A 22,930-nucleotide genomic window follows, 5' to 3' on the forward strand; every position below is an offset into this window, starting at 1 on the left:
GGCGGCCGGTGCGGCCGCATGCCCCAGCATAAGCGCCCGATGTTCAGAGGTCGGCGAGCGCCGAGGCGGGGTCCTCCATGGCGTCGGCCACGAAGCGCAGGAAGCCTGCGGCCACGGCCCCGTCGCAGACGCGATGGTCAAACGCCAAGGTCAGCTCAGTCATCTTCCGCACGCACAGCTCCCCCTCAACCACCCACGGCTTGTCCACGATGCGCCCCAGTCCCAGCATCGCCGCTTCAGGGTGATTGATGATGGCGGCCGACCCGTCAACGCCCAGCACGCCGTAATTGTTGATGGTGAACGTGCCGCCAGCCAGCTCCGCAGGACCGGCGTGGCCGCTGCGGGCCCGATCCGTGAGCGCGTGGATGGCGGCGTCGAGCTCCCTTGCGCTCCTCCCCTGCGCATTGCGGAGCACCGGCACCACCAGGCCCCGCTCGGTCTGCGTTGCAAAGCCAAGGTTGATGCCGCCAAACTCCACGAGTGAGTCCTGCCCGTCGCGGGTGTCCAGCTGCATGTTCAGCGCATCAAAGACGCCCAGCCCCGCAGTCACGAACCGTGCAACGAAGGCCACGAGTCCGGGCGCCGAACCCTTTTCCTGCAGCCCGCGGCGCAACTCAAGCAACGCGGTAGCATCGACGTCCACCCACACCGTGGCGTCCGGAATCTCGCGGCGGCTGCGCACAAGTGCCGCGGCCGCTGCCTTCCTCAGCCCTGTCAGGGGTGTCCTTGCCAGCACCGGCAGGCCTGTCCGTTGATCGACAACGCCGCCCACCTCCGCCGCCATATCGCCCGGCTCCGGCCGTGGTTGCGCAGGCGCGGAAGCGACGGTTTCCGGCACAGCATCGACCGGATGTTTCGGTGCCGCCCCGTCCTGCATGGCCGCCTCAACATCCACCTTCAGGATCAGCCCCCCGCTGCCGGATCCATGGATGTCCGCGAGCGCGATCCCGTGCTCCTGGGCAAGTTTCCGCACCAGCGGGGAAGCGACCAGGGGCGCCTGGCGAACGGGTGGCCGGTTGCGGCCGGGGCTGTGCTGGGCCGTCGTTCCGTAGCCGATCAGCACATGCCCGGAACCGGCGGGCTCCGGAGCTTCGGTCGGTTCGGCCGTGGATAAAGTTTCGGCAGGCTCCCCGGCCGCCGTCGTGATCGTTATCAGGGGCTTGCCGACCTCGAGGGTGTCGCCCTGGGCTCCGTGCAGCGTGGCAACAATCCCTTCGAAGGGCGACGGCACCTCCACTGCCGACTTGGCGGTTTCCACCTCGGCGATGGGCTGGTCGATGTGCACGGTCTCGCCCACGGCCACCAGCCAGGAGACCAGTTCGGCCTCGACGAGTCCCTCGCCCAGATCGGGCAGCAGGAAGACCTGCGCGCTCCCTTCAGTCCGTGTTCGAGCTTCCGCGCTCATGATTCCTCCCATTGGAGCCTGTCGACGGCATCGAGGATTCGATCGACGCCGGGCAGGTAGTGTTTTTCGAGTTTTGGCGCCGGGTAGGGGATGTCGAACCCCGTCACGCGCAGCACAGGTGCGGCAAGCGAGTGGAAGCAGCGTTCCTGGATGCGCGCTGCAATCTCTGCGGCCATCGAGGCAAATCCGGGCGCCTCGGCGATGACTACTGCCCGCCCGGTGGATCTGACGGCGCCAGTGATGGTTTCGTCGTCGAACGGGACGAGGGAACGCACGTCGACCACCTGGAGTGAGCGGCCTTCGGCTGCGGCAGTCTCGGCGGCTGCGAGCGCGGGCGCCACCGACGGGCCGTAGGCGATGAGCGTGGCGTCGGTGCCGTCACGGACAACCTCCGCGTGCCCAATGGTGGTTGGCACGGCATCGGCCCCGCCGCGCTCTGCGGCGCAGGTGTACCTGGCACGCAGCGCGTCGAGGTCGACCACAGCCTTGGAGAAATACAGCTTCTTGGGCTCCATGAACACCACGGGGTCCGGGAGCGCAATGGCATCGCGCAGCAACACGTAGGCGTCCTGGACGTTCGACGGCGTGAGGACGGTCAGTCCCGGGGTGTGGGCGTAGTAGCCTTCCGAGGAATCGCAGTGGTGTTCCACTCCCCCGATGCCTCCGGCGTAGGGGATGCGGATGACCATGGGCAGGCGGAGGCGCCCACGCGTGCGGTTGCCCATCTTGGCGACGTGACTGACGATCTGCTCGAACGCCGGGTAGGCAAAGGCGTCGAACTGCATTTCCACCACGGGGCGCATACCGTTCATGGCCATGCCCGTCGCCATGCCGACAATGCCCGATTCGGCCAGCGGCGTGTCAAAGCAGCGTTCCTCACCAAACCTTGCCGTCAGCCCGTCGGTCACCCGGAACACCCCGCCGAGCGTCCCCACGTCCTCGCCAAAGACAAGCACCGACGGGTCGGCTTCCATGGCGTCCCGCAGGGCCAGGGTGAGTGCCTTCGCGAAGGTGAGCTCCTGAACCCCTGCAAGGTCGGCGTGGTTCAGGAGGGATGGTGCAGTCATGGCGTCCCTCCTTCTCCTGTTGCTGCTGCGGCGGCGAGTTCGGCGGCCAGCATCCGGCTTTGTTCTCGCAGCTGCGGTGTCGGCTCGCTGTACACGAACCTGAACATGTCCAACGGGTCAGGGGCCGTCTGCGCGTTCAGCCCGTCCCTCAGCTGCCGGGCCACCGTTTCGGCAGCCGCAGCGAAACCGTCGGCTTCGGCGGAACCCAGGTGCCCGGCGTCGTGCAGGTATTTCTTCAGGCGCAGCAGGGGGTCCCTGGGCACCCACCGGGCCACCTCCTCGGCTGTGCGGTAGCGGATGGAGTCGTCGGCGTTGGTGTGCGCTTCCATCCTGTAGGTGTGCGCCTCGACCAGCGCCGGACCGCCGCCGTTGCGGGCACGTTCCACTGCACTGCCCAGGACCGCCAGCAATGCGGCGAGATCGTTGCCGTCGACGCGCTCCCCCGGCATGCCGTAGCCGATCCCCTTGTGGGCCAACGACGGCGCCACCGACTGGTGGATGAGGGGCACGGAGATGGCGTACTGGTTGTTTTGGATCAGAAAAACGGCCGGGACGTGGAAGACGGCGGCGAAGTTCAGGGCTTCGTGGAAGTCACCCTCGCTGGTTGCGCCGTCCCCGCACAGCGCCAGCACCACGGTGTCCTCGCCGCGCAGCTTGGCCGCATGGGCGACGCCGACAGCGTGCAGAAGCTGCGTGGCCAGCGGCGTGGTGGGCAGCGCCGTGTTGTAGTGGTGCGGGTCGAATCCGCTGTGCCAGTCCCCGCGCAGCGATTCAAAGGCTTCCATGGGTGTCACGCCGCGGCCCATGACCGCGACGGTGTCCCGGTACGTCGCGAACAGCCAGTCGCTGCGGCGCAGGGCCATGTAGGCTGCCACTTGGCAGGCTTCCTGCCCGTACGACGACGGATACACCGCCATCCGCCCCTGCCGCACCAGCGCACCGGCCTGCTCATTGATCCGCCGGCCAAGCACCAGCTGCCCGTAGCCGGCGAGCAGGGTTTCCGCGGTGGGAAGGGCATAGCCTTCCTTGTACTTCCCCCCTGTGCCCGCCGTGCCGTCGGGGGTTATCAACTGCACGGGCGTCGCGGAGGGAATCAGGTAATTTCCCTGGTTCGCGGAGGCCTGGTGCGCTGAGGCCGGGACCCCGGAAGTCGGGACCGCGTTTCCCGTCTGTTCCAAAAATTCCGGATGGCTCGTCATGGGCGCCCACTCCTCCTCGGAAGCGATGGCAGGCACGCCGGTTGCGGCACGGGCCCGCCGCTGACAATCAGCGAAAAAGATGTTCCGTCCATTTCAGTATGGATTTGGCCGCCGAACGTCGCCACAAACCGGGAAAACTCTGGAACTTTTGGCCCGGTATCTCTAGTCTGGAAGACACAACCACCGCGGAGGCGCGCTGCCCGCCCAGGTTGTCTCGGCGTCGACTATCAACGGCGCCCGCCAGCCAGCTGCGCACAGGAGGGACATGGAGGGGAACAGCCCCGTCCCGCTGGATGACGTGGACCGGCGAATCATTGCCGAACTCACACGTGACGGGCGGATGTCGGTGAGCACCGTGGCCGAGAACGTGCACGTCTCACGCGCCCACGCCTACGCGCGGATTTCCCGGCTCACCTCCACGGGGGTGCTGACCAAGTTCACGGCCCTGGTGGATCCTGTGAAGGCTGGGCTGAAGTCATCCGCCTACGTGACGCTGAAAGTGAGCCAGCATTCCTGGCGGGAACTGCGCGAGGAACTGCGGGCCATCCCGGAGGTAGCACACATCGCGCTGGTCGGCGGAGACTTTGACGTGATTTTGCTGGTGCGGGCCGAGGACAACCAGGGGCTGCGCCGGGTGGTCTTTGACAAGCTGCAGTCAATGGCCGGCGTGCTGGATACGCAGACATTCCTGATTTTTGAGGATCTCGACACCCGCTGAACGGTTCCCGGCTGGCGCGGTGCGGGCGCCTCTGGACACTTTGCCCCTACCCACCACCGGCGCTGCGAATGCTTGCGCACCGCGCCGGCGTCGTGATAATTTTTTTGTTAATCGTGATCAATCGGCAGGAGGTGAGACCCATGAACGCAGTATCCGCAATGGGCGCTCCCTGCAGTCCACGATCGCGCGACTAAGCAGTCGCCAGGGGGAGCGCCGAACAGGCACTTCGAGAAAGTCGACTCCCATGAACACAACACCTTTTTCCACCCTGCACTTCACCTCGACGACGGCCACCGGCCAGCCGGGGTCCGGGCTGAATCAGCCCCAATCCACAATGCCGGCACCCGCCGCTCACGACCGGGCACTGGTCCTTGGCGGAGGCGGATCGGCAGGCAACGCATGGCTGATCGGCGTCATCGCCGGCCTCTTTGATGCCGGGATGGATGCCACCGAAGCCGATCTGAGCATCGGCACGTCGGCCGGCTCAACTGCCGCAGCACAAATCGCCGGCGCGAGCCCGTCACAACTGTTTGCCGACATCCTCGCCGCCGCACCCACGACGAGGACCCGTCCGCCCGGATCCGACCGGGGCGGCATGCCACCTCGGCCGGCGGTGGACCCCATGGAAGCGACGAGCAGGATCATCGCTGCAGCCGCGGATGCACCTGACATGCGCAGGCGAATCGGCGCCTGGGCGCTTGAGGCGGATGGGTCCTCGGCTGGTTCCTGGTCAACACGGTGGCGCGCCACCGTTGCCTCGCGGCTGCCCAGCCAGCTGTGGCCGCAACGGAGGGTTCTCATGACGGCTGTCGATGCCCGCACCGGCGAACCTGTCATGTTCGACAGCAGCAGCGGAGTGGATTTGGCTGACGCCATCGCTGCCAGCTGTTCAAGTTCCATCGCCTACCGGATCGGCGAGCACCGATTCATAGACGGCGGCTACCGACGCAACGAGAATGCCGACCTTGCCGCAGGTTGCGGGCGGGTGCTGGTCCTGTCGCCCCTCGGTGGCAGAACGCGGCACCCGCTGGGCTGGGGTTTGCAGCTTGCAGCGCAGGTCCAGGAACTCCGTGCTGGCGGCAGCCGGGTCGAAACCATCGTGCCTGACGCCGAATCCCTCAATGCCTTCGGCACCAATCTGATGAACCCGTCCACACGCCCGCCTGCTGCCCGGGCCGGTTATGAGCAGGGCAAGGTCCTCGCCGGAGAGCTTGCTGATTTCTGGCACTGAATCAACACCGACACCTTCGAGCACCCGCTCCTGAAACGACCGATACAACCGTAGGGGTTCGACCTGCACGCGTGACTCGCAGCCGGCCCACGCCCCGCGCATCGCAATCTGAGCAGGGATGGAGAAGCGCCAACGCGCAGCCGGGCATAGCCTGTTCATAGATAGCGGCGGAATCCAGCCCCGCAGACCATGAAGGGAACGCCAGCCATGTCCGAGGAAACCACCCAAACTCAATCTGCCGGCTTCACGGCAGCTGAGCACGCCGCAATGAAGGCACGCGCCGCGGAGTTGCGCGCCGAAGGAAAGGGCGGCGCCAAGAAGGCCGACGGGCTGAAGGCCGTCCTGGACGCCATCGCGGCCATGACGGACGAAGACCGCGTGCTCGCCGAGCGCGTCCACGTGATCGTCTCGGCGAATGCCCCCGGGCTGTTGCCGAAGACCTGGTACGGGATGCCGGCCTATGCGAATGCCGACGGAAAGGTCGTCTTCTGCTTTAAGAATTCGGGCAAGTTCGGTACCCGCTACTCGAGCCTCGAGTTCCAGGATGCGGCACGCCTCGACGACGGCGAGATCTGGCCTGTGTCATTCGCACTCCAAACGTGGAGCCCGGCCGTTGAGAAGAAGGTCACCGAGGTGGTGAGGGCCGCAGTCTCCTGAGAAGCCCCGCAGGTCACCGTGTCCTGCGGCAGGCGGACATCGGGTCCGGGTTTAACCTGCGACGATTGAACCATGACCTCTCTCCCCGCTGACAAGCCAGTTCCCGACCAATCCGCCATCGCGGCCCAGGAGGCGCCGGCGGTGAGCGGGAGGGTCTTCATGCTCGCAGGTCTCGGCGCGCTGCTCTCGGCGTTGATGCTCCTGCTCGGTTCAGGCAACCCCGAGACCATCAGCGCCCCCATCTTCTTCCTTGCACCGCTGGTCCCGGCCATCTGCGCCGTGGCCCTCTGGCTTCTGCTGTCCTTCACGCCCAAGACCGAAGCCCGCCGCCAAACCATATCGGCCGCCGGCGTCCTTGTGGTCGTGTCCGCCATCTTCTTCTTCGTCGAGTGGTCCGCACGCTTTGAACTGAGCCTGTACTTCCCGTTCATGCTCATCGCCTGGGGCAGCCGGCTCAAGCACACTGCGCTGAAATGGGCTGCCCTGCCCTACCTGGCCGCCGCCGTTCTCCTGCGCGTGTTCGACTTCCCCGGCGAACCACTCATCCTCGCAATCCTCGGTGCGGGGACCATCGCATGGCCGTTTGTTGCCCGCCGCCGCTCCGACGCGTCCACGGGTGCCGTCACTTCCCCGTGAATCCTGGCTTCCGTTTGGCGGCGAAGGCCTCAAATCCCTCGGCGTAGTCGGCCGTTGCTGACAGCGCCACCTGCGCTTCATTTTCAAGCACGACGGCGTCCCACAGTCCCAGCCGCTTCCCCCGGATCCCCGCCACCACGTCCTTGCCGGCGATGAACGCAAGGGTTGGGCCGGTGGCGGCCCTGGCCGCGGCCGCGCGGGTGAAATCCAGCAGGGCGCCGGCCGGCATGGCGCGGCTGAACATCCCCGCCGACACGGCCTCCGCCCCGCTGATGAGCTCCGATGTGTAGATGAGATCCAGGGTCCTGTGGGCGCCGAGCGCCTCGGTGAACAGCCACGTCCCCCCGGAATCCAGCGTGGCGCCCAGGTTGCCAAACGGCGAACCAAACTTGGCGTTCTCCGCAACGTACACAACGTCGGTGGCGATCAACAGGCCCAGCCCCACGCCGAGGCAGGCGCCCTGCGCGGCGGCAAAGGTGGGCGCCGGAAACGCCGCCATCTTTTGCAGCAGCGGCGTCAGCTTCCCCTCGAGGTAGCCGCGGGCGTCGTCGTTGGAGCCATCCACCCCGGCGATGTCACGGCCTGCACAAAACGCCCGCCCCTCTCCCCTGATGAGCAGCGCACGGACGGTGCCCGCGGTGGCGGCGGCAGCTGCGGCGTCGTACGCGTCATCCAGCTCGGTGAGAGCGGCCCCGTCGAGCGCATTCAGCTTGTAGGGGGCGTTCAGGACAATTTCGGCAACGCCGTCGGCCATGGACAGCTCAATCATGGTGGCTCCTCAACCGTCGTAGTCGACGGCGACCGCCGGCGTGGTGGGGTGGGACTGGCAGGTGAGGACATAGCCTGCCGCCAGCTCATCCGGTTCGAGCGCGTAGTTTTCATCCATGTCCACGCTGCCCGAAACGAGCTTGGCCCGGCAGGTTCCGCACACGCCTCCGGCGCACGCGAACGGCACGTCGGGGCGCACGCGCAGGGCTGCATTCAGGATTGATTCGCGGGCGTGGACGGGGCTGCGGACATCGGCGGTGAGGCCGTCCAGGGTGAATGTGACCTTGCAGGTTTCCTCGGCTGAGTCGATCAGGACGGGGCGGCCGTGCTGGCCTGCGGGCCTGTCCGGAGGGCCGGTGGTGAACAGCTCAAAGCGGACAAGGTCGCGCGGCACGCCGCGGGATTCGAGCACGTCGCGGCACAGCTGCACCAGTTCGAAGGGGCCGCACAGGAACCATTCGTCCACGTCGTCCGCGTGGATGGCCATGTCAAACAGCGCCTCAAGCTTCGCGGCATCAAGCCTGCCGCTGAGCAGCGGGGCAATGCGTTGCTCGCGGGAGAGGACGTGGTGAAGGGCGAAGCGCTGCGGGTACCTGTCCTTCAGATCCGCCAGTTCCTCAAGGAACATGACATCCATTGTGGCCTTGTTGGCGTAAACCAGGTCGAGCCGGGTCTCTTCGTTTCCTGCCAGAAGCGACCGTGCCAGTGCCATGACAGGTGTGATGCCGGAGCCCGCGGCGATGGCCACATACGTGCCGGCACGCCGGCCCAGCGACTCGGGATGGTTCATGCTGTTCAGGACGTTGAGCACGCTCGAGGCACCCCCGGCGGCAGTCGGCCGGTCAGCGTCGGCCGGGGACCCGGCGTCGGACATTCCGGCGCCCAGGGCATCCCCAGAGTGCCGGGAGATGAACGCGCCCATGGGGCTCATCACCTCCATGACGGCCCCGGCGGCCAGCTCAGCATTGGCCCAGGTGGAGAATTCCCCGCCAATGTCCCGCTTGATGGCGACCTTCAATTCCGAGCTGCCGTCGGCAAACTGCACGGGCACGGCGCAAATGGAGTAGCTGCGGCGCAATTCCCGGAGCACCCCGTCGGCGTCAGGCATTTTCACGCGCAGGGCAACGTACTGACCGGGCACGTAGTCATAGAAGCCGGCCAGGCCCGGGGGCACGGCAAAGGTGACCTCGATGGCGTCCTCCGTCAGCCGCCGCACGTCCGACACTGCCAGCGTGTGGAAGGAAACCCTGCGCCTGGCCGAGGCGTTCGCGGGGACGCTCATCAGAACACCTTGAAGTAGTCGAACGGTTCCTTGCAGTCGCGGCACGTGTAGAGCGCCTTGCAGGATGTGGAGCCGAAGCGGGAGCGTTCGTGTGTGTTCAGCGACTGGCAGTGCGGGCATTTCACGTGCAGGGCCAGCCTGAGCGGTCCGCTGTGCCCACCCGCCTGCGATGTCCCGCTGGGCGGGGCGATCCCAAACTCCGCCAGTTTCGCCCTGCCTTCTTCGCTGATCCAGTCCGTGGTCCATGCCGGCGACAGCACAGTCACCACCTCGACATCGGCCAGGCCCGCCCTCTCGAAGGCGGCATGCAGGTCGCTGCGGATCACGTCCATGGCGGGGCAGCCCGAATACGTCGGCGTGATCACCACGCGCACCGTGGGTCCGTCCGGGCCCTGCTCCCGTCCGACGCTGCGCAGGATGCCGAGGTCCGCAATGGTCAGCACCGGCAGTTCCGGATCACACACGGCGGCGGCGATTTCCCACGCCGCCTGCTCCTGCGCTTTCTTCGTCTCCGCGACCGGCGTTCTCGTTTCAGCCATGGCGCTCACCAGCTGGCCCCGGGAAACTCGCGCGCGAGGACCTGCATTTCAGCCAGCAGGTACCCCATGTGTTCGGAATGCCGGCCTCGCCGCCCGCCGCCCGTGGCCATGGGGGACGCCGGCGTGTCCAGCCCTGCGTGGGCCAGGACGGCCTCCGTGGTCCGCTCAAATTCATCCCTCAGGCTGGACGGCACGACGCCGGCGTCCCCGATTTGGGCCGTCAGCGGATCGTCCTGGAAGAGTTCGCCGACAAACGGCCACATTGCCTCCAGCCCGGCGATCATGCGCCGGCGTGATTCATCCGTCCCGCCGGCCAGCCGCAGCACCCACTGCGTGCTGTGGTCCAGGTGGTAGTCGACCTCCTTGACGGCCTTCGCCGCGATGGCTGCCAGCATCGGATCGCTTGAGCGGCCCAGCTCGCGGTAGAGGGGGTATTGGTAGCTGGCGGCGATGAACTGCCGGGCGATGGTGGCGGCAAAGTCGCCGTTGGGTTGTTCGAAAAGATGCGCGGAACGGAATTCCGGTTCACGCCGGAAGTAGGCCAAATCGTCCTCCGTCCTGCCCCAGGCCGCACCGGCGTAGGTCAGGAAGGACCGTGCGTGGCCGAGCTGGTCAAGGGCGATGTTGCCCAGCGCCACGTCTTCCTCCAGTTCGGGGCCGCGGGAGATCCAATGGCCCAGGCGCTGGGCCAGGATGAGCGCGTCGTCCCCCAATCTGAGCGCGTATTCGGCCACGGCTTGGTTGGGGTGTGCCGTGCCGCCGGCGGCTGCGAGCGCAATGTCCTCGGGCCGCAGCGCGTTGCCCGGCGTGATCCGCGTGGCCGTGGCGGAGTTGTCGCCTTGGGAGTACGGCGTCGGGTTTCTGGATGGGATCACAGCGGCGAGGGACCCATCGCGAGCTTGCGAGTGATGGGAGCTGGATGGGATCACAGGTGTTTCACCCCTTCGCTCTTCACGTAATACGTTGCGTGCCTGTAGTCCTTGCCCTGCGGGGACTCGAAGAAGGAGCCCTTGGCGTCGGGATCCGAGGCCGCGATGGCGTCGGAGGGGACAACCCAGATCGACACGCCTTCGTTGCGGCGGGTGTACAGGTCGCGGGCGTTGCGCAGCGCCATGGAGGCGTCGGGTGCATGCAGCGAACCGGCATGGACGTGGCTCAGGCCCCTGTTGGAGCGGACAAAAACCTCCCACAGGGGCCAGGCCGGGGCATCCGCTTCGGGAGGGGGTTCGGGGCACATGGCTACGCCGCCTCCCCTGCAACCGGTTCCATGGCCGTGGACTGTTTCGCAGCGTAGGCCGCGGCGGCCTCGCGGACCCAGGCCCCGTCGTCGTGCGCGGCGCGGCGGCGCTCCATGCGTTGGGCGTTGCAGGGGCCACGCCCGGCGAGGACCTCCTTGAACTCGGCCCAGTCCAGCGGGCCGTACTCCCACTTTCCCGTTTCCTCGTTGAGGCGGATGTCGGGATCGGGCAGCTCAAGTTCGAGCACCCTGGCCTGCTCGGCGAGCATGCCCACAAAGCGGGAGCGGAGTTCGTCGTTGCTGAAACGCTTGACGTTCCAGGCCATGGACTGGCGCGAATTGGGCGAATCGTCGTCGGGCGGGCCGAACATCATCAGCGACGGTGCGTACCAGCGGTTCACGGCGTCCTGCGCCATGGCCTTCTGCCCGGGAGTGCCATGCGAGAGCTCCAACAGGATCTCGAAGCCCTGCCTTTGGTGGAAGGATTCCTCCTTGCAGATGCGCACCATGGCCCTGGCATACGGTCCGTAGGAGGCCCGGCACAGCGGCACCTGGTTGGTGATTGCAGCGCCGTCGACCATCCAGCCGATGGCGCCCATGTCGGCCCAGGTCACGGCCGGATAGTTGAAAATGGACGAATACCGGGCCTTGCCGGCCAGCAGTTGTTCGGTCATGGTCTCGCGCGGGGTGCCCAGCGTTTCAGTGGCCGAGTACAGGTATAGCCCGTGCCCGGCCTCATCCTGCACCTTCGCCATGAGGATCGCCTTGCGCTTCAGGCTTGGCGCCCGGGTGATCCAGTTGGCTTCAGGCTGCATGCCGATGATCTCCGAATGGGCGTGCTGGGACATCTGCCGCACGAGCGCGTGGCGGTAGTCCGCCGGCATCCAGTCCTTCGGCTCAATCCGGGAATCCCTGGCGATGATCGCATCAAAATTGGCCTGCCCCGCAGCATCTAGCTGTTGGTCGTTTGCCATGGCTTCTCCTTCAACGAAAGCCCTCTTCGGTCACAAGAATTAATTACCGACCGTTCGTTCAGGATATAGCGTGGCCACCACCCCGTCAATCATCAAGCGGCCCCGCCGAGGGGCATTGAGGCGGTGCCATTGACAGGCGGCGCCCAAGGGTATTACCTAATGAACATTCGGTGGGAAACATGGGAGCGCACATGGCGGCGGTTGAATCAGGCGGGTCTGGCTCGGGGCCCGACGGATCCGGGTCCACCCACGCGATCCTGCTCAACGACAACGCATCCGAGTGGCTCGGCATCGAGGTGCTTGAGCTGCGGGACGGGCACGCTGTCATCGCCATGACCCTGCGTGCGGAAATGATGAACGGATTTGGCACCACCCACGGCGGGATGATCTTTGCCGTCGCCGACTCCGCCTTCGCCCTGGCCTGCAACCCGGCCGACGGCAGCGGGGACAGCGTGACTGTTGCGTCCGGCGTCGACGTTAATTTCCTGGCTCCAACGCACACGGGCCAGCGCATCATCGCCGTCGCAAACCGGCGCCACCAGCAGGGGCGCAGCGGCCTGTACGACGTCCAGGTTTTCGTCGGGGACGTCCCCGACGGCGGCTCCCCCACCGTAGTGGCCGAATTCCGCGGGCGCAGCCGGACAATCCCAAAAAACATCCACGCTGAAAGGTCCGCCCGATGACCACCACCAACAATCCGAACGGAGCCAACCCCGCCCAGCTGGACGCCGCCGAACTCATGGGCCGCGACGAGCTGGAAGCACTCCAGCTCTCCCGGCTCCGGCACACCCTGGCCTGGGCCTATGACCGAGTGCCCCTGTACAAACTCAAGTTCGACGGCGCCGGCGTCCAACCATCCGACCTCAGGGAACTGGGGGACCTGGCGAAGTTTCCGTACACCACCAAGGAAGACCTGCGCCGGGAGTATCCGTTTGGCATGTTTGCCGTGCCGCAGTCCGAGGTGGTCCGCATCCATGCCAGCTCGGGCACCACCGGCCGTCCCACGGTGGTGGGGTACACAAAAAATGACCTCACCATGTGGGCGTCGCTCGTGGCCAGGTCGATGCGGGCCTCCGGTGTCCGCCCCGGCATGTTGGTCCACAACGCCTACGGCTACGGCCTGTTCACCGGCGGCCTGGGCGCGCACTACGGGGCAGAGGCGCTGGGCACCACCGTCATCCCCATGTCCGGCGGGCAGACGGAGAAACAGATCCAGCTGATCCTCGACTTCGAGCCCGACGCCATCATGTGCACACCCACCTACCTGCTGACCATCATGGACGCCATGGCGCACCAGGGCATTGACCCGCGGGCCACCTCGCTGAAGTTTGCGGTGTGCGGGGCCGAGCCGTGGACGGAGGAAATGCGCCAGGAGCTGGAAACGGGCATGGGCCTTGACGCCTGCGACATTTACGGGCTGTCAGAGGTCATGGGGCCCGGCGTGGCCGGGGAATGCGTGGAGACCAAAGACGGAAACCACGTATGGGAGGACCACTTCATCCCTGAGATCATCGACCCCTTTGACCACGCAACCGTGCTGCCCGACGGCGAGAAGGGCGAGCTGGTGTTCACCTCGCTGACCAAGGAGGCGCTGCCCATCATCAGGTACCGCACCCAGGACCTCTCCTGCCTGCTGCCCGGCACGGCACGCCCGGCCATGCGCAGGATGGCGCGCATCTCCGGGCGCAGCGACGACATGATCATCTTGCGCGGGGTGAACATGTTCCCGTCGCAAATTGAGGAAATCGCGCTGCGGATCCCGGCACTGAGCCCGCACTTCCAGCTGGAGCTGACCCGCCCAGGGCGCCTCGACGAGCTGACAATCCACATTGAACCGCGCGAAAACACGACCGCGGCGGACCGAGCCGCCGCCGCGGCAAACCTCGTGGCGCAGGTCAAGGCGCACATCGGCTCCTCCTGCACCGTCGACGTCGTCGAACCCGGCACACTTGCACGCTCCAACGGTAAGCTGCGCCGCATCTACGACAACCGACCCAAGCCCTGACCCGCTGGCCGGACCTTTCGGGAGCCCGTGAGAAACTAGGAACCATGCCCAACTCCGCCGCCACGCATACCCCTCCCGCCAAACGGGGCAGGCCGGGATACGACCAGCACTCGGTGCTGCGGATTTCCGTCGACGTGTTCAACAAGCACGGCTACGAGGCAACCTCCATGGGGATCCTCGCCGAGCACCTGGGCATCTCCAAGTCGGCCATTTACCACCATGTCCCGTCCAAGGAAGACCTGCTGCGGCTCGCCCTGGAGGAGGCCCTTGGCGATCTGGAAAACGTCCTGACACTCGAGGGCGCAACGTCGGGGGCGCCCGATGCCCGCCTCGAGTTTGTACTCAGGGAAACCATCGCGGTGCTCGTGGACCGCCTCCCCTTTGTCACCCTGCTGCTGCGTTTGCGTGGAAACACGGAGATGGAAAGGGACGCGCTGGCACGGCGCCGGGCCTTTGACAGCACCATCACCAAGTTGGTGTCAACGGCCCAGAAGGACGGCACCTTGCGCGCAGACATTGCGGCCGCGACCATCACCCGGTTGCTGTTCGGCACCATCAATTCAATCGTCGAGTGGTACAAACCCGGCGGCCACCTGTCGGCCAAAAAGCTGGCCGACGACGTCATCGCCATGTCCTTCCAGGGCCTGCGCCGGTAATCCTCTTGCGGCGCCCTTCCGTGCCTTCCCGCCGGCGCCGGCACTCTCGACAAACCCTCCCTGACGGCGCACGCTTGAGGAATGGCCACCAAAATCTCCGACGCCCTCAAGGGGTTGTCCCGCGAACTTCGCTATGAACCCACCACCAAGCACATTCGGGCACTGCTCGACGGCGTCCCCGTGCTCGACTCCCGGCAGGCAGTCGTCGTGTGGGAACCCCGGCGGGTGGTGCCCTGTTATGCGGTGCCGACTGACGGCGTCGTCAGCGTTTTGAGCCCGGCCGAAACTGCGGTTCGAGGCGGGGACATACCGCCCATGCTGCATCCGGGCATACCCTTTAGCCGGCACAGTGCGCCGGGGATGGCGCTGGATGTCTCGGCAGGGGGGCAGACCGCGGCCGGTGCCGCCTTCCGCCTCGATGACCCGGACCTCGAGGGCTATGTGGCGTTCGATCCTGGCGCGTTTGACTGGTTCGAGGAGGACGACGCCGTCCAGTCCCACCCGCGCGACCCCTTCCACCGCGTCGACATCCGCCACAGCTCACGGCATGTGCTCGTCTCCTCCAGCCGCAACGTACTGGCCGAGTCCACGACGCCGATCATGGTGTTTGAGACAGGCATGGACGAGCGGATTTACCTCCCGCCGACAGACGTCAATTGGGATGCCCTTGTTGCAACGGATTCCGCAACCCTCTGCCCGTACAAGGGCACGGCGAGCTACTGGCGCCTGGCACGCACTGATGCGGGCGGCGACGATGCGGGCGGCGACGTGGCCTGGAGCTACGTGAACCCGCTGGCCCCGGCCGCCGAGATGGCTGGCTACGTCTGCTTCTACGACAACCTTGTGGACGTCAAGGAGCGGTAATTCACCGGCTCTGCGTAGCGCTCCCGATGGTTGGAGGGCCGCGGCGGCGGGGAGGTGGCCGCGGCGGCGGGTCACTTGTAGAGCGTTTCCACCTTCTCCACGAGGGTCAGGACGTCGTAAGTGGCAACAACCTCGCCGTTTTGATTGTGCAGGACGGTGTCCCAGCAGACCTCGCCGTAGTTGTCGGTCACGCGCGGGGTGATTTGCTTGGCCGTCAGGGTCACGCGGATGGAGTCCCCGGCCGCGACCGGTGTGAGGAAACGGAGGTTTTCCAGCCCGTAGTTGGCCAGCACCGGACCGGGTGCGGGCTCCACGAACAATCCTGCAGCCCACGACACCAGCAGGTACCCGTGCGCGACGATGCCGGGGAAGAACGGGTTCTTCGCGGCCGCGGCCTCGTCCGTGTGGGCGTAGAAGGTGTCGCCCGTGCTCTGCGCAAAAGCCGTGATGTCTTCAAGGGCCACCCGCCGCAGCCCGGACGCAAACGCATCGCCAATGTGCAGCTCCGCGAGCGACTTCCTGAACGGATGCACCGCCCCGGCCACACCGCCAAAGGTTGGATCCCCGGCGATGACCCTGTCCGCGCCCGCATGCCACACACCTGTAACGGCCGTGAGCATGTTCGGCGAACCCTGGATCGCCGTGCGCTGCATGTGGTGTTTGACCGACCGTACGCCGCCGAGCTCCTCCCCTCCCCCTGCCCGCCCCGGCCCGCCGTGCACCAGCTGCGGCACCGGTGCCCCGTGACCTGTGGATGAGCGTGCGTCCTCCCGGTTGAGCACCAGCACCCTGCCGTGGTGGGCGGCAATTCCCGTCACCACGTCCCGCACAAAATCGGGATCGTTCGTGCACACCGTCGCCACCAGGGACCCGGCCCCCAGCGTAGCGAGCCGGACAGCCTCGGAGGCGCCGCCGTCGTGCGTGGAAAAACCGAGCACGCCGCACACCGGTCCGAAGGCCTCAAGTGCGTGGACGGCGGGGGCGTTGGAATCGAACCAGTCCAGGAGCACCGGGGACATGAACGCCCCGTGCTCGACGCCGTGCGCGTCCTCGCCCGTCACCCGCGGCGCATCGAGGGTTCCCCACGCAAGTTCCCCGCCGGCAGAGAGCATGGCGTTGACCGCGGCGCGGACGTCGGCAAGCTGTTCCAGCGATGCGAGCGCGCCCATCGTGACGCCGTCGGCACGCGGGTCACCGACCACCACGCGCTCGGCCAGCCGGGCACCGATGGCGTCAATGACGGCATGCTTCAGCCCGTCGGGGACGATGGCGCGGCGAATCGCGGTGCACTTTTGCCCGGCCTTGACTGTCATTTCGGTGACGACAGACCTGATGAACGCGTCGAATTCAGGGGTGCCGGGGACGGCGTCGGGGCCAAGGATTGCGGCGTTGAGCGAGTCTGTTTCGGCACTGAAGCGGACGCCGCCGCCAACCACATTCGGGTGTGCACGCAGCAACTTGGCGGTGCTGGCAGACCCTGTGAAGGAGACCATGTCCCGGTGGTCGAGCACGTCCAGGAGCGTGCGCGCCGACCCTGAAACAAGCTGGAGCGAGCCTGGCGGCAGGATCCCGGACTCGACCATGGCGCGCACCGTGGCGGCGGCCAGTTCGACTCCGGGTGTGGCCGGTTTGACGAGGGTTGGCACGCCCGCAATGAACGCCGGCGCGAACTTCTCAAGCATGCCCCACACGGGGAAGTTGAAGGCGTTGACCTGCACTGCAACGCCGGGGATTCGGGTGTAGATGTGCTCGCCGACGAATGACCCATCCTTGCTCAGCACCTCCACGGGACCTTCCACGATGATGTTGGAGTTGGGCAGTTCGCGCCGGCCCTTGGAGGAAAACGTGAACAGCACGCCGATGCCGCCGTCGATGTCGACCATGGAATCGGTGCGTGTGGCTCCCGTCCGGGCGGAGATTTCATACAGTTCCTCGCGGCGGCCGTTGAGGTAACCGGCCAGCTCGCGCAGTTTCAGGGCCCGCTCATGCAGGCTCAGCCTGCCGAGTTCGCCCTGGCCCACTGTCCTCGCGTGGGCTACTGCGGCGGCAAGGTCAAGGCCTTCAGAGGACACGCGGGCCAGCACCTCCCCCGTGCTGGCGTCCCGTGCATCGGTGCCGCGGACGCCGTCGTCCGGTTCCCACCATGAGTCCTGCACATAGCTGGGCACAAACGCCGTCTTCTTTGCGGTTTCCATGGCCAAACCATCCCTTCCTTCGTGTCCGTTTCCGGCGTTCCCGCCGTCTCAGTCCCAGTCGAAAAATCCGCGGCCGCTCTTGCGCCCCAGTTCGCCGCGGGCCACCTTGTCGCGCAGGATCTGCGGCGGTGCGAACCTCTGCCCCAGCGTTGCCGCCAGGTACTCCGCAATCTCCAGGCGCACGTCCAGGCCCACAAGGTCTGTGGTGCGCAGCGGCCCCGTCTGGTGCCTGTAGCCGAGCACCATGGCCGCGTCGATGTCAGCGGCGACGGACACGCCCTCCTCCAGCATGCGCATGGCCTCAAGTGCAAGCGCCACCCCCAGCCGGGACGATGCAAACCCCGGCGAATCATTGACCACGACGGCGGACTTCCCCAACGCTTGGACCCAACCTTTCGCCGTGGCCGCCAGGGCGGGCGTGGTCTGGCGACCCAGGACCACCTCGACCAGCGCCGAGGCGGGGACCGGGTTGAAGAAGTGCAGGCCAAGAAAGAGTTCCGGGCGGGACAGTCCGGCGGACAGTGCCGTGATGGAAAGGGAGGACGTATTGGTGGCCAGGAAAGCCCCCGGCGCCAGCTGTTGTTCCACCGCCCGCAGTGCGGAACTCTTCATCTCCAGGACTTCGGGCACGGCTTCGACAACCAGTCCGCAGGCGGCAAAGCCGGCGAAATCGGTCGATACGGCAAGCCGGGACAGGAACCCGTTGGTGCCGCCGGCAAGCCCCCTCTCAACGGATTTGGCCACGGCCGCTTCCACCCGGTTCCGTGCCCCTGCGGCCGAGTCGGCAGCACGTTCCACCACTGTCACGGCGCAGCCCGCCATGAGGAAGGCATGCGCGATGCCCGCACCCATGCGCCCACCGCCAAGCACTCCAACGGACTGCGGGAGGGTTGGCGAAAAAGCGACCGAAAGTGAGGGAGCGTTGTGGGCGGGGGTCATCGCTTCCTCCTGTCCAGGAAGGCCTGCATGCGCTCAAACTTCGCCGGGGATTCAAACAATTCCGCCTGCTCCCTGTTGTCCAGACCGGGATGCGCGTCCCGGGGCGCATGGAAAACCCTCTTGGTGGCCTGCACCGCGAGCGGGTCCTGGGCGCAGATCCTGTCCGCGAGCGCATGGGCTGCGGCAAGCAGCCCCGACGGTTCAACCAGCTCGGTGATGAGCCCCACGGCCAGCGCCCCCTCGCCCGTCAGGACCTGTCCGGCCAGCAGCATTTCCTTGGCCACCGGCTCGCCAACGAGCTCTTTTAACCGCCAGCTGGCCCCCGCGGCGGCCATGATGCCGAGGCTGGTCTCAGGCTGGCCCACGCGCAACGCCCGGGTGCCGATGCGGAAGTCGGCCGCGTATGCCAGCTCGGCCCCGCCGCCCAGCGCGTATCCGTCAAGGGCGGCAATGACGGGCATGGGCAGCCGGGCAATGCGTTCAAACAAGCCCGAATTGATGCCTGCAAGGGCATCCTGACGACGCCGCTGCATCAGTTCGGCGATGTCGGCTCCCGAGGCAAACACGCCAACGGTTTCGGCGCCCTCGTTCCCGGGCGTGCCTGAGAGGATCAGCACCTTCGGCTCAGCTTCGAGCATTTCGCACACGGCGTGCAGCTCCGCAACCATGCGGGCGTCGATGGCGTTGCGCACCTCGGGACGGTTGAGCCGGACGGCGACCCTGTCCGCCGCGCTGGTGACCAGCAGCGTGGTGAAGGAAGCGGGCCGGAGGGGGTGTCCGGCGTCGTGCGTCACAGCGCCTCCACCAGCAGCGCGGCGCCCTGGCCCACGCCGACGCACATGGTGGCCAGGCCCATTCCGCCGGGTGATTCGCGCTCAAGCCGGCCCAACAACGTGATGACGATCCGCGAGCCGGAGGAGCCCAACGGGTGGCCCAGGGCGATGGCGCCGCCGTCGAGGTTGACGGTCCCCGGGTCCAGGCCGAGTTCGGCGATGCACGCCAGCGACTGCGAAGCGAACGCTTCATTAAGTTCGACGGCGGCCAGCCTGTTCACGCCGACCCCCTGCCGCCCGAGGAGCTTGCGTGTGGCGGCGACGGGGCCCATGCCCATGACTTCCGGGGCAACGCCCGCGGATGTGCCGTCGATGATGCGGGCGCGCGGGATCAGCCCGAACCTGGCGAGGGCACGTTCGGAGACGACGAGGATGGCGCTGGCGCCGTCGTTCAGGGGCGAGGAATTCCCTGCCGTGACCACGGTGCCGCCTTTGACGACGGGACGCAGCCCGGCCAGGGTCTCGGCGGTAGTGCCGGGGCGCGGGCCCTCGTCGGTGTCCACCACGGTGTTGGACTTGCGGCCCGTAACGGCGACGGGAACGATTTCGCCGGCGAAGCGCCCGGCGGCGATGGCATCCAGTGCCCGCCGATGCGATTGGAGCGCGAAGACGTCGCAGTCCTCGCGGGAGGTGTTGAAGCGTCGGGCCACTTCCTCGGCGGTTTCGGTCATGGAGAACGTCATTTTGCCGCCGCGGGAGAGGTCGCCGGAGAGGAATTTCGGGTTGGCAAAGCGCCAGCCGATCGACGTGTCAAAGGTGGCGCCCGGCTTGGCGAACGCCTTTTCAGGTTTCGCCATGACCCACGGCGCCCGCGACATGGATTCGACGCCGCCGGCCACCACGACGTCCGCAGCCCCCGCCTTGATCATGTGACTTGCCTGGGTGATGGCGCTCATCCCCGAGGCGCACAGCCGGTTCACCGTGATGCCCGGCACCGAGTCGGGGAATCCTGCCAACAGCCAGGCCATGCGGGCCACGTTGCGGTTTTCCTCGCCGGCGCCGTTCGCATTGCCGAGGATGACCTCCTCCACTGAGGCAGGGTCGATTCCTGTTCTTGCCAGAAGTCCCTTGATGGCAATGGCCGCGAGGTCGTCGGGCCGGACGCTTGAAAGGGCGCCGCCGTAGCTGCCAACAGGTGTCCGGACTCCGCCCATGAGGAACGCCTGCGGTGCCTGAACTGACATGGCCACACCCTTCGCGCGAGCTTGCGGACAGGCTGCGGCCTTCCGCGCGGGAGCGGCCGCAATAATACCGACCGTTCGTTCTATAAATATTCCACGGGATCCGAGGGTGGTCAATGGCGGGCGCCCGTGCTCCCTGACCGCACTGCGCTGTCGGCATACACCCGCGCCGGGCCGGCCCTTCCTCTATACAGTGGATTCCATGAGCACTTCCGACGCCGCTGCCACCCTGTCCGCCACGATTCCCAGCACCACGGGGGCACACCCAACACCGCCCGTCGCCAAGCAGGTCCCGGTCGCCAGGACCCACCACGGGGACACGTTCGTGGACAACTACGAGTGGCTGCGGGAGAAGGAAAACCCGGAGGTCGTTGCCCACCTGAACGCGGAGCAGGCCTACACTGACGCCGTCACCGCCGGCCAGGAACAGCTGCGGACCGACATCTTCAACGAGATCAAGAACCGCACACAGGAAACCGACCTTTCCGTCCCGAGCCGCAAGGACGGGTGGTGGTACTACGCTCGCATGGTTCAGGGCCAGGCCTACGGCATCCAGTGCCGCGTCCGCGCGGAAAGCAACGGCACCATCGACGATTGGACCCCTCCGCTGGTGGAGCCTGGCGTTCAGGTGGCTGGCGAGGAAATCCTCCTTGACGGCAATGTCGAGGCCGAAGGCCAGCCCTTCTTCTCACTCGGCGGCGCCGCCGTCACACGCGACGGCAATTTGTACGCGTACGCCGTGGACAACGCAGGTGATGAGCTCTTCACCGTCCGCATCAAGGACCTGCGCACCGGTGAAATGCTTGAGGACACCATTGAAAACGTGTTCTACGGCCTGACGTTCTCCCCCGACGGAACCACGCTGTACTACATGCTGGCCGACGACTCCTGGCGCCCGCACCAGGTGAAGACCCACATTCTGGGGACCCCCGTGGAGAATGACGAGGTCCTGTACCAGGAGGACGACGTCGCCATGTGGACGGGCTTCGACCAGTCGGCAGACCGCCGCCACCTGATGATCAGCATCGGCTGCTCCGAGTTCAGCGAAACCCGCCTCCTTGACTTCGCCGCCCCCGAAAAGGGCCTGCAGGTCCTGATCCCGCGCAGCGCCGAGATCCTGTACGACGCCGAACCCTTCCTTGCCGATGGTGTCGAAAAGGTCCTGCTGACCCATGACCGTGACGCCATCAACTCGATGATCTCCATCGTTGACGCCGCCGAATTCGCCAAGCCGGTGGCGGAACAGGCGTGGGCGACAGTTGTCCCGCACGATGACGCCGTGCGCATCAACGGTGCCTCCGTGACGGCCACCCACATGGTGGTTTCGCTGCGCAAGGACACCATCGAACGCATCCAGGTGACAGCGCTGGAAGGCCTGGGAACAGCTGACCAGGCGCCCGCCGTCGAACCTGTTTTTGACGAGGAGCTGTACACGGCGTCGATGGGCGGGAGCGAATTTGAGTCGCCCGTGATCCGCCTGGTCTACAGCTCAGACTTCACGCCGCCGCGCGTTTACGACTATGTGCTGCCAGCCGCCGGCGCCGAGGGCGAACTGCTGCTGCGCAAGGAAACCCCCGTTCTGGGCGGCTACCGCTCCTCCGACTACGTGGCGACGCGCGAGTGGGCCACGGCCGACGACGGCACGCTGGTTCCGCTGTCGGTGCTGCGCCGGGCCGATCTGGACCGTGACGGGTCCAACGCGGGAGTCGTGTACGGCTACGGCTCCTACGAGGTCAGCATGGATCCCGGCTTCGGCGTGCCGAGGCTCTCCCTGCTGGACCGCGGCGTGGTGTTCGTTATTGCGCATGTGCGCGGCGGCGGCGAGATGGGCCGGCACTGGTACGAGGACGGCAAGAAGCTGAACAAGAAGAACACGTTCACCGACTTCATTGCGGCAACCGACTGGCTGGCGCAGTCGGGCTGGGTCGACCCCGCCCGGATTGGCGCCATGGGCGGCTCCGCCGGCGGACTTCTGATGGGCGCCGTGGCGAACCTGGCTCCTGAAAAGTACGCTGCCGTCGTGGCGCAGGTGCCGTTCGTTGACGCCCTGACCACGATTTTGGACCCTGAGCTGCCGCTGTCTGCGCTCGAGTGGGAGGAATGGGGCAACCCCATCACCGACCCCGAGGTCTACAAGTACATGAAGGAGTACACGCCCTACGAGAACGTGCGTGACGTGGCGTACCCGAAGATCGCGGCCGTGACGAGCTTCAACGACACCCGCGTGCTCTACGTCGAACCGGCCAAGTGGGTGCAGGAGCTGCGCGCCGTTTCAACCGGATCTGAGCCGATCGTCATGAAGATTGAGATGGACGGCGGACACGGCGGGGCCTCCGGCCGGTACGAAGGCTGGAAGACCCGCGCCTGGGACTACGCCTTCCTTGCGGACGCGATCGGCGCCACCGAGCTGCGCTGACCCAACGCGCAAAGCCCCCACCCCCGCCGTTGAAGGCCAGACCCTCGCTTGAGGCTGGTTGCGGCGTGTAGCCGTACTCCCGTTTGCAATTGCCAATGGGGCGTTGGACGGGGCAAACGCGGCGCTTG

The 22,930-nt window shown here is 66.5% G+C and carries 22 protein-coding genes; 9 read left to right on the forward strand and 13 right to left on the reverse strand.

Annotated elements, in window-relative coordinates; genetic code table 11:
* Positions 1 to 43: 43 nt before the first annotated feature.
* Genes AAGW05_RS06515 through AAGW05_RS06525 form a run of 3 tightly spaced genes read right to left on the reverse strand, consistent with a single transcriptional unit; the run spans position 44 to position 3,671 of the window.
* Positions 44 to 1,405 carry a dihydrolipoamide acetyltransferase family protein gene (locus tag AAGW05_RS06515; protein WP_411803678.1) on the reverse strand — a complete coding sequence of 454 codons (1,362 nt, stop codon included), beginning with the start codon at positions 1,403 to 1,405 and terminating at the stop codon, positions 44 to 46.
* Positions 1,402 to 2,472 (reverse strand): alpha-ketoacid dehydrogenase subunit beta, encoded by a 1,071-nt coding sequence (locus AAGW05_RS06520; protein ID WP_411803679.1) that lies wholly within the window; start codon positions 2,470 to 2,472, stop codon positions 1,402 to 1,404. Before AAGW05_RS06520 ends, AAGW05_RS06515 begins: the two co-directional genes overlap by 4 nt.
* A complete protein-coding gene (locus tag AAGW05_RS06525; protein ID WP_411803680.1) occupies positions 2,469 to 3,671 on the reverse strand; it encodes a thiamine pyrophosphate-dependent enzyme in 1,203 nt (400 codons plus the stop codon). The genes AAGW05_RS06520 and AAGW05_RS06525 overlap by 4 nt, the downstream gene beginning before the upstream one ends.
* 265 nt (positions 3,672 to 3,936) lie before the next feature.
* On the opposite strand from AAGW05_RS06525, the gene AAGW05_RS06530 reads away from it, so the two are divergent.
* From AAGW05_RS06530 to AAGW05_RS06545, 4 genes are all read left to right on the forward strand, one after another.
* Positions 3,937 to 4,389 carry an Lrp/AsnC family transcriptional regulator gene (locus AAGW05_RS06530; protein WP_411803681.1) on the forward strand — a complete coding sequence of 151 codons (453 nt, stop codon included), beginning with the start codon at positions 3,937 to 3,939 and terminating at the stop codon, positions 4,387 to 4,389.
* A gap of 244 nt (positions 4,390 to 4,633) precedes the next feature.
* The gene (locus AAGW05_RS06535) at positions 4,634 to 5,620 is read left to right on the forward strand and encodes a patatin-like phospholipase family protein (protein WP_411803682.1); all 987 of its coding nucleotides are present in this window, start codon (positions 4,634 to 4,636) and stop codon (positions 5,618 to 5,620) included.
* Between the two features lie 207 nt (positions 5,621 to 5,827).
* Positions 5,828 to 6,277 (forward strand): iron chaperone, encoded by a 450-nt coding sequence (locus AAGW05_RS06540; RefSeq protein ID WP_411803683.1) that lies wholly within the window; start codon positions 5,828 to 5,830, stop codon positions 6,275 to 6,277.
* Between the two features lie 72 nt (positions 6,278 to 6,349).
* Complete coding sequence (locus AAGW05_RS06545) at positions 6,350 to 6,913, forward strand: hypothetical protein (protein ID WP_411803684.1); 564 nt, start codon at positions 6,350 to 6,352, stop codon at positions 6,911 to 6,913.
* On the opposite strand, the gene AAGW05_RS06550 is transcribed toward AAGW05_RS06545, so the two are convergent.
* The 6 genes from AAGW05_RS06550 to paaA are packed head-to-tail and all read right to left on the reverse strand — an operon-like array spanning position 6,900 to position 11,713.
* Positions 6,900 to 7,682 (reverse strand): enoyl-CoA hydratase/isomerase family protein, encoded by a 783-nt coding sequence (locus AAGW05_RS06550; protein WP_411803685.1) that lies wholly within the window; start codon positions 7,680 to 7,682, stop codon positions 6,900 to 6,902. The genes AAGW05_RS06545 and AAGW05_RS06550 overlap by 14 nt on opposite strands.
* Before the next feature lie 9 nt (positions 7,683 to 7,691).
* Positions 7,692 to 8,963: a 1,2-phenylacetyl-CoA epoxidase subunit PaaE gene (gene paaE, locus AAGW05_RS06555; RefSeq protein ID WP_411803686.1), complete on the reverse strand. Its 1,272-nt coding sequence runs from the start codon at positions 8,961 to 8,963 to the stop codon at positions 7,692 to 7,694.
* Entirely contained in the window at positions 8,963 to 9,502 is a 540-nt protein-coding gene (gene paaD / locus AAGW05_RS06560) for a 1,2-phenylacetyl-CoA epoxidase subunit PaaD (protein ID WP_411803687.1), read from the reverse strand. Before paaD ends, paaE begins: the two co-directional genes overlap by 1 nt.
* Positions 9,503 to 9,507: 5 nt before the next feature.
* On the reverse strand, positions 9,508 to 10,377 hold the full coding sequence (gene paaC / locus AAGW05_RS06565; RefSeq protein ID WP_411803688.1) for a 1,2-phenylacetyl-CoA epoxidase subunit PaaC: 870 nt from the start codon (positions 10,375 to 10,377) through the stop codon (positions 9,508 to 9,510).
* A 50-nt stretch (positions 10,378 to 10,427) separates the two neighbouring features.
* Positions 10,428 to 10,739, reverse strand: coding sequence for a 1,2-phenylacetyl-CoA epoxidase subunit PaaB (gene paaB, locus AAGW05_RS06570; RefSeq protein WP_411803689.1), 312 nt, complete (start codon positions 10,737 to 10,739; stop codon positions 10,428 to 10,430).
* Between the two features lie 2 nt (positions 10,740 to 10,741).
* On the reverse strand, positions 10,742 to 11,713 hold the full coding sequence (gene paaA / locus AAGW05_RS06575) for a 1,2-phenylacetyl-CoA epoxidase subunit PaaA (RefSeq protein ID WP_411803690.1): 972 nt from the start codon (positions 11,711 to 11,713) through the stop codon (positions 10,742 to 10,744).
* Positions 11,714 to 11,904: 191 nt separating this feature from the next.
* Here paaA and AAGW05_RS06580 point away from each other — a divergent pair, with 191 nt between their 5' ends.
* The 4 genes from AAGW05_RS06580 to AAGW05_RS06595 all read left to right on the forward strand — a co-directional run bounded on the left by AAGW05_RS06580 (position 11,905) and on the right by AAGW05_RS06595 (position 15,238).
* Positions 11,905 to 12,396, forward strand: a complete 492-nt coding sequence (locus AAGW05_RS06580) for a hotdog fold thioesterase (protein ID WP_411803691.1) — start codon at positions 11,905 to 11,907, stop codon at positions 12,394 to 12,396.
* A complete protein-coding gene (paaK, locus tag AAGW05_RS06585; protein WP_411803692.1) occupies positions 12,393 to 13,718 on the forward strand; it encodes a phenylacetate--CoA ligase PaaK in 1,326 nt (441 codons plus the stop codon). Before AAGW05_RS06580 ends, paaK begins: the two co-directional genes overlap by 4 nt.
* Before the next feature lie 44 nt (positions 13,719 to 13,762).
* The gene (locus AAGW05_RS06590) at positions 13,763 to 14,374 is read left to right on the forward strand and encodes a TetR/AcrR family transcriptional regulator (RefSeq protein ID WP_411803693.1); all 612 of its coding nucleotides are present in this window, start codon (positions 13,763 to 13,765) and stop codon (positions 14,372 to 14,374) included.
* A gap of 81 nt (positions 14,375 to 14,455) precedes the next feature.
* The gene (locus tag AAGW05_RS06595; protein ID WP_411803694.1) at positions 14,456 to 15,238 is read left to right on the forward strand and encodes a DUF427 domain-containing protein; all 783 of its coding nucleotides are present in this window, start codon (positions 14,456 to 14,458) and stop codon (positions 15,236 to 15,238) included.
* Between the two features lie 71 nt (positions 15,239 to 15,309).
* Here AAGW05_RS06595 and paaZ read toward each other — a convergent pair whose 3' ends face one another.
* Genes paaZ through AAGW05_RS06615 form a run of 4 tightly spaced genes read right to left on the reverse strand, consistent with a single transcriptional unit; the run spans position 15,310 to position 20,389 of the window.
* Positions 15,310 to 17,433 carry a phenylacetic acid degradation bifunctional protein PaaZ gene (gene paaZ / locus AAGW05_RS06600; protein ID WP_411803695.1) on the reverse strand — a complete coding sequence of 708 codons (2,124 nt, stop codon included), beginning with the start codon at positions 17,431 to 17,433 and terminating at the stop codon, positions 15,310 to 15,312.
* 48 nt (positions 17,434 to 17,481) lie between these two features.
* Positions 17,482 to 18,372, reverse strand: a complete 891-nt coding sequence (locus AAGW05_RS06605; protein WP_411803696.1) for a 3-hydroxyacyl-CoA dehydrogenase family protein — start codon at positions 18,370 to 18,372, stop codon at positions 17,482 to 17,484.
* On the reverse strand, positions 18,369 to 19,166 hold the full coding sequence (locus tag AAGW05_RS06610; protein WP_411803697.1) for an enoyl-CoA hydratase/isomerase family protein: 798 nt from the start codon (positions 19,164 to 19,166) through the stop codon (positions 18,369 to 18,371). The genes AAGW05_RS06605 and AAGW05_RS06610 overlap by 4 nt, the downstream gene beginning before the upstream one ends.
* Entirely contained in the window at positions 19,163 to 20,389 is a 1,227-nt protein-coding gene (locus AAGW05_RS06615) for a thiolase family protein (protein WP_411803698.1), read from the reverse strand. Before AAGW05_RS06615 ends, AAGW05_RS06610 begins: the two co-directional genes overlap by 4 nt.
* A 199-nt stretch (positions 20,390 to 20,588) precedes the next feature.
* Between AAGW05_RS06615 and AAGW05_RS06620 the strand changes: the two genes are divergently transcribed.
* Positions 20,589 to 22,802, forward strand: coding sequence for a S9 family peptidase (locus tag AAGW05_RS06620; RefSeq protein WP_411803699.1), 2,214 nt, complete (start codon positions 20,589 to 20,591; stop codon positions 22,800 to 22,802).
* Positions 22,803 to 22,930: the final 128 nt, after the last annotated feature.

The organism is Arthrobacter sp. LAPM80, assembly GCF_046736435.1.
Lineage (GTDB): Bacteria > Actinomycetota > Actinomycetes > Actinomycetales > Micrococcaceae > Specibacter.

Bases quoted from the DNA above. Each gene is read 5' to 3' on its own strand.
- AAGW05_RS06515 (WP_411803678.1), bottom strand. From the start codon at position 1,405: ATGAGCGCGGAAGCTCGAACACGGACTGAAGGGAGCGCGCAGGTCTTC.
- AAGW05_RS06520 (WP_411803679.1), bottom strand. From the start codon at position 2,472: ATGACTGCACCATCCCTCCTGAACCACGCCGACCTTGCAGGGGTTCAG.
- AAGW05_RS06525 (WP_411803680.1), bottom strand. From the start codon at position 3,671: ATGACGAGCCATCCGGAATTTTTGGAACAGACGGGAAACGCGGTCCCG.
- AAGW05_RS06530 (WP_411803681.1), top strand. From the start codon at position 3,937: ATGGAGGGGAACAGCCCCGTCCCGCTGGATGACGTGGACCGGCGAATC.
- AAGW05_RS06535 (WP_411803682.1), top strand. From the start codon at position 4,634: ATGAACACAACACCTTTTTCCACCCTGCACTTCACCTCGACGACGGCC.
- AAGW05_RS06540 (WP_411803683.1), top strand. From the start codon at position 5,828: ATGTCCGAGGAAACCACCCAAACTCAATCTGCCGGCTTCACGGCAGCT.
- AAGW05_RS06545 (WP_411803684.1), top strand. From the start codon at position 6,350: ATGACCTCTCTCCCCGCTGACAAGCCAGTTCCCGACCAATCCGCCATC.
- AAGW05_RS06550 (WP_411803685.1), bottom strand. From the start codon at position 7,682: ATGATTGAGCTGTCCATGGCCGACGGCGTTGCCGAAATTGTCCTGAAC.
- paaE (WP_411803686.1), bottom strand. From the start codon at position 8,963: ATGAGCGTCCCCGCGAACGCCTCGGCCAGGCGCAGGGTTTCCTTCCAC.
- paaD (WP_411803687.1), bottom strand. From the start codon at position 9,502: ATGGCTGAAACGAGAACGCCGGTCGCGGAGACGAAGAAAGCGCAGGAG.
- paaB (WP_411803689.1), bottom strand. From the start codon at position 10,739: ATGTGCCCCGAACCCCCTCCCGAAGCGGATGCCCCGGCCTGGCCCCTG.
- paaA (WP_411803690.1), bottom strand. From the start codon at position 11,713: ATGGCAAACGACCAACAGCTAGATGCTGCGGGGCAGGCCAATTTTGAT.
- AAGW05_RS06580 (WP_411803691.1), top strand. From the start codon at position 11,905: ATGGCGGCGGTTGAATCAGGCGGGTCTGGCTCGGGGCCCGACGGATCC.
- paaK (WP_411803692.1), top strand. From the start codon at position 12,393: ATGACCACCACCAACAATCCGAACGGAGCCAACCCCGCCCAGCTGGAC.
- AAGW05_RS06590 (WP_411803693.1), top strand. From the start codon at position 13,763: ATGCCCAACTCCGCCGCCACGCATACCCCTCCCGCCAAACGGGGCAGG.
- AAGW05_RS06595 (WP_411803694.1), top strand. From the start codon at position 14,456: ATGGCCACCAAAATCTCCGACGCCCTCAAGGGGTTGTCCCGCGAACTT.
- paaZ (WP_411803695.1), bottom strand. From the start codon at position 17,433: ATGGAAACCGCAAAGAAGACGGCGTTTGTGCCCAGCTATGTGCAGGAC.
- AAGW05_RS06605 (WP_411803696.1), bottom strand. From the start codon at position 18,372: ATGACCCCCGCCCACAACGCTCCCTCACTTTCGGTCGCTTTTTCGCCA.
- AAGW05_RS06615 (WP_411803698.1), bottom strand. From the start codon at position 20,389: ATGTCAGTTCAGGCACCGCAGGCGTTCCTCATGGGCGGAGTCCGGACA.
- AAGW05_RS06620 (WP_411803699.1), top strand. From the start codon at position 20,589: ATGAGCACTTCCGACGCCGCTGCCACCCTGTCCGCCACGATTCCCAGC.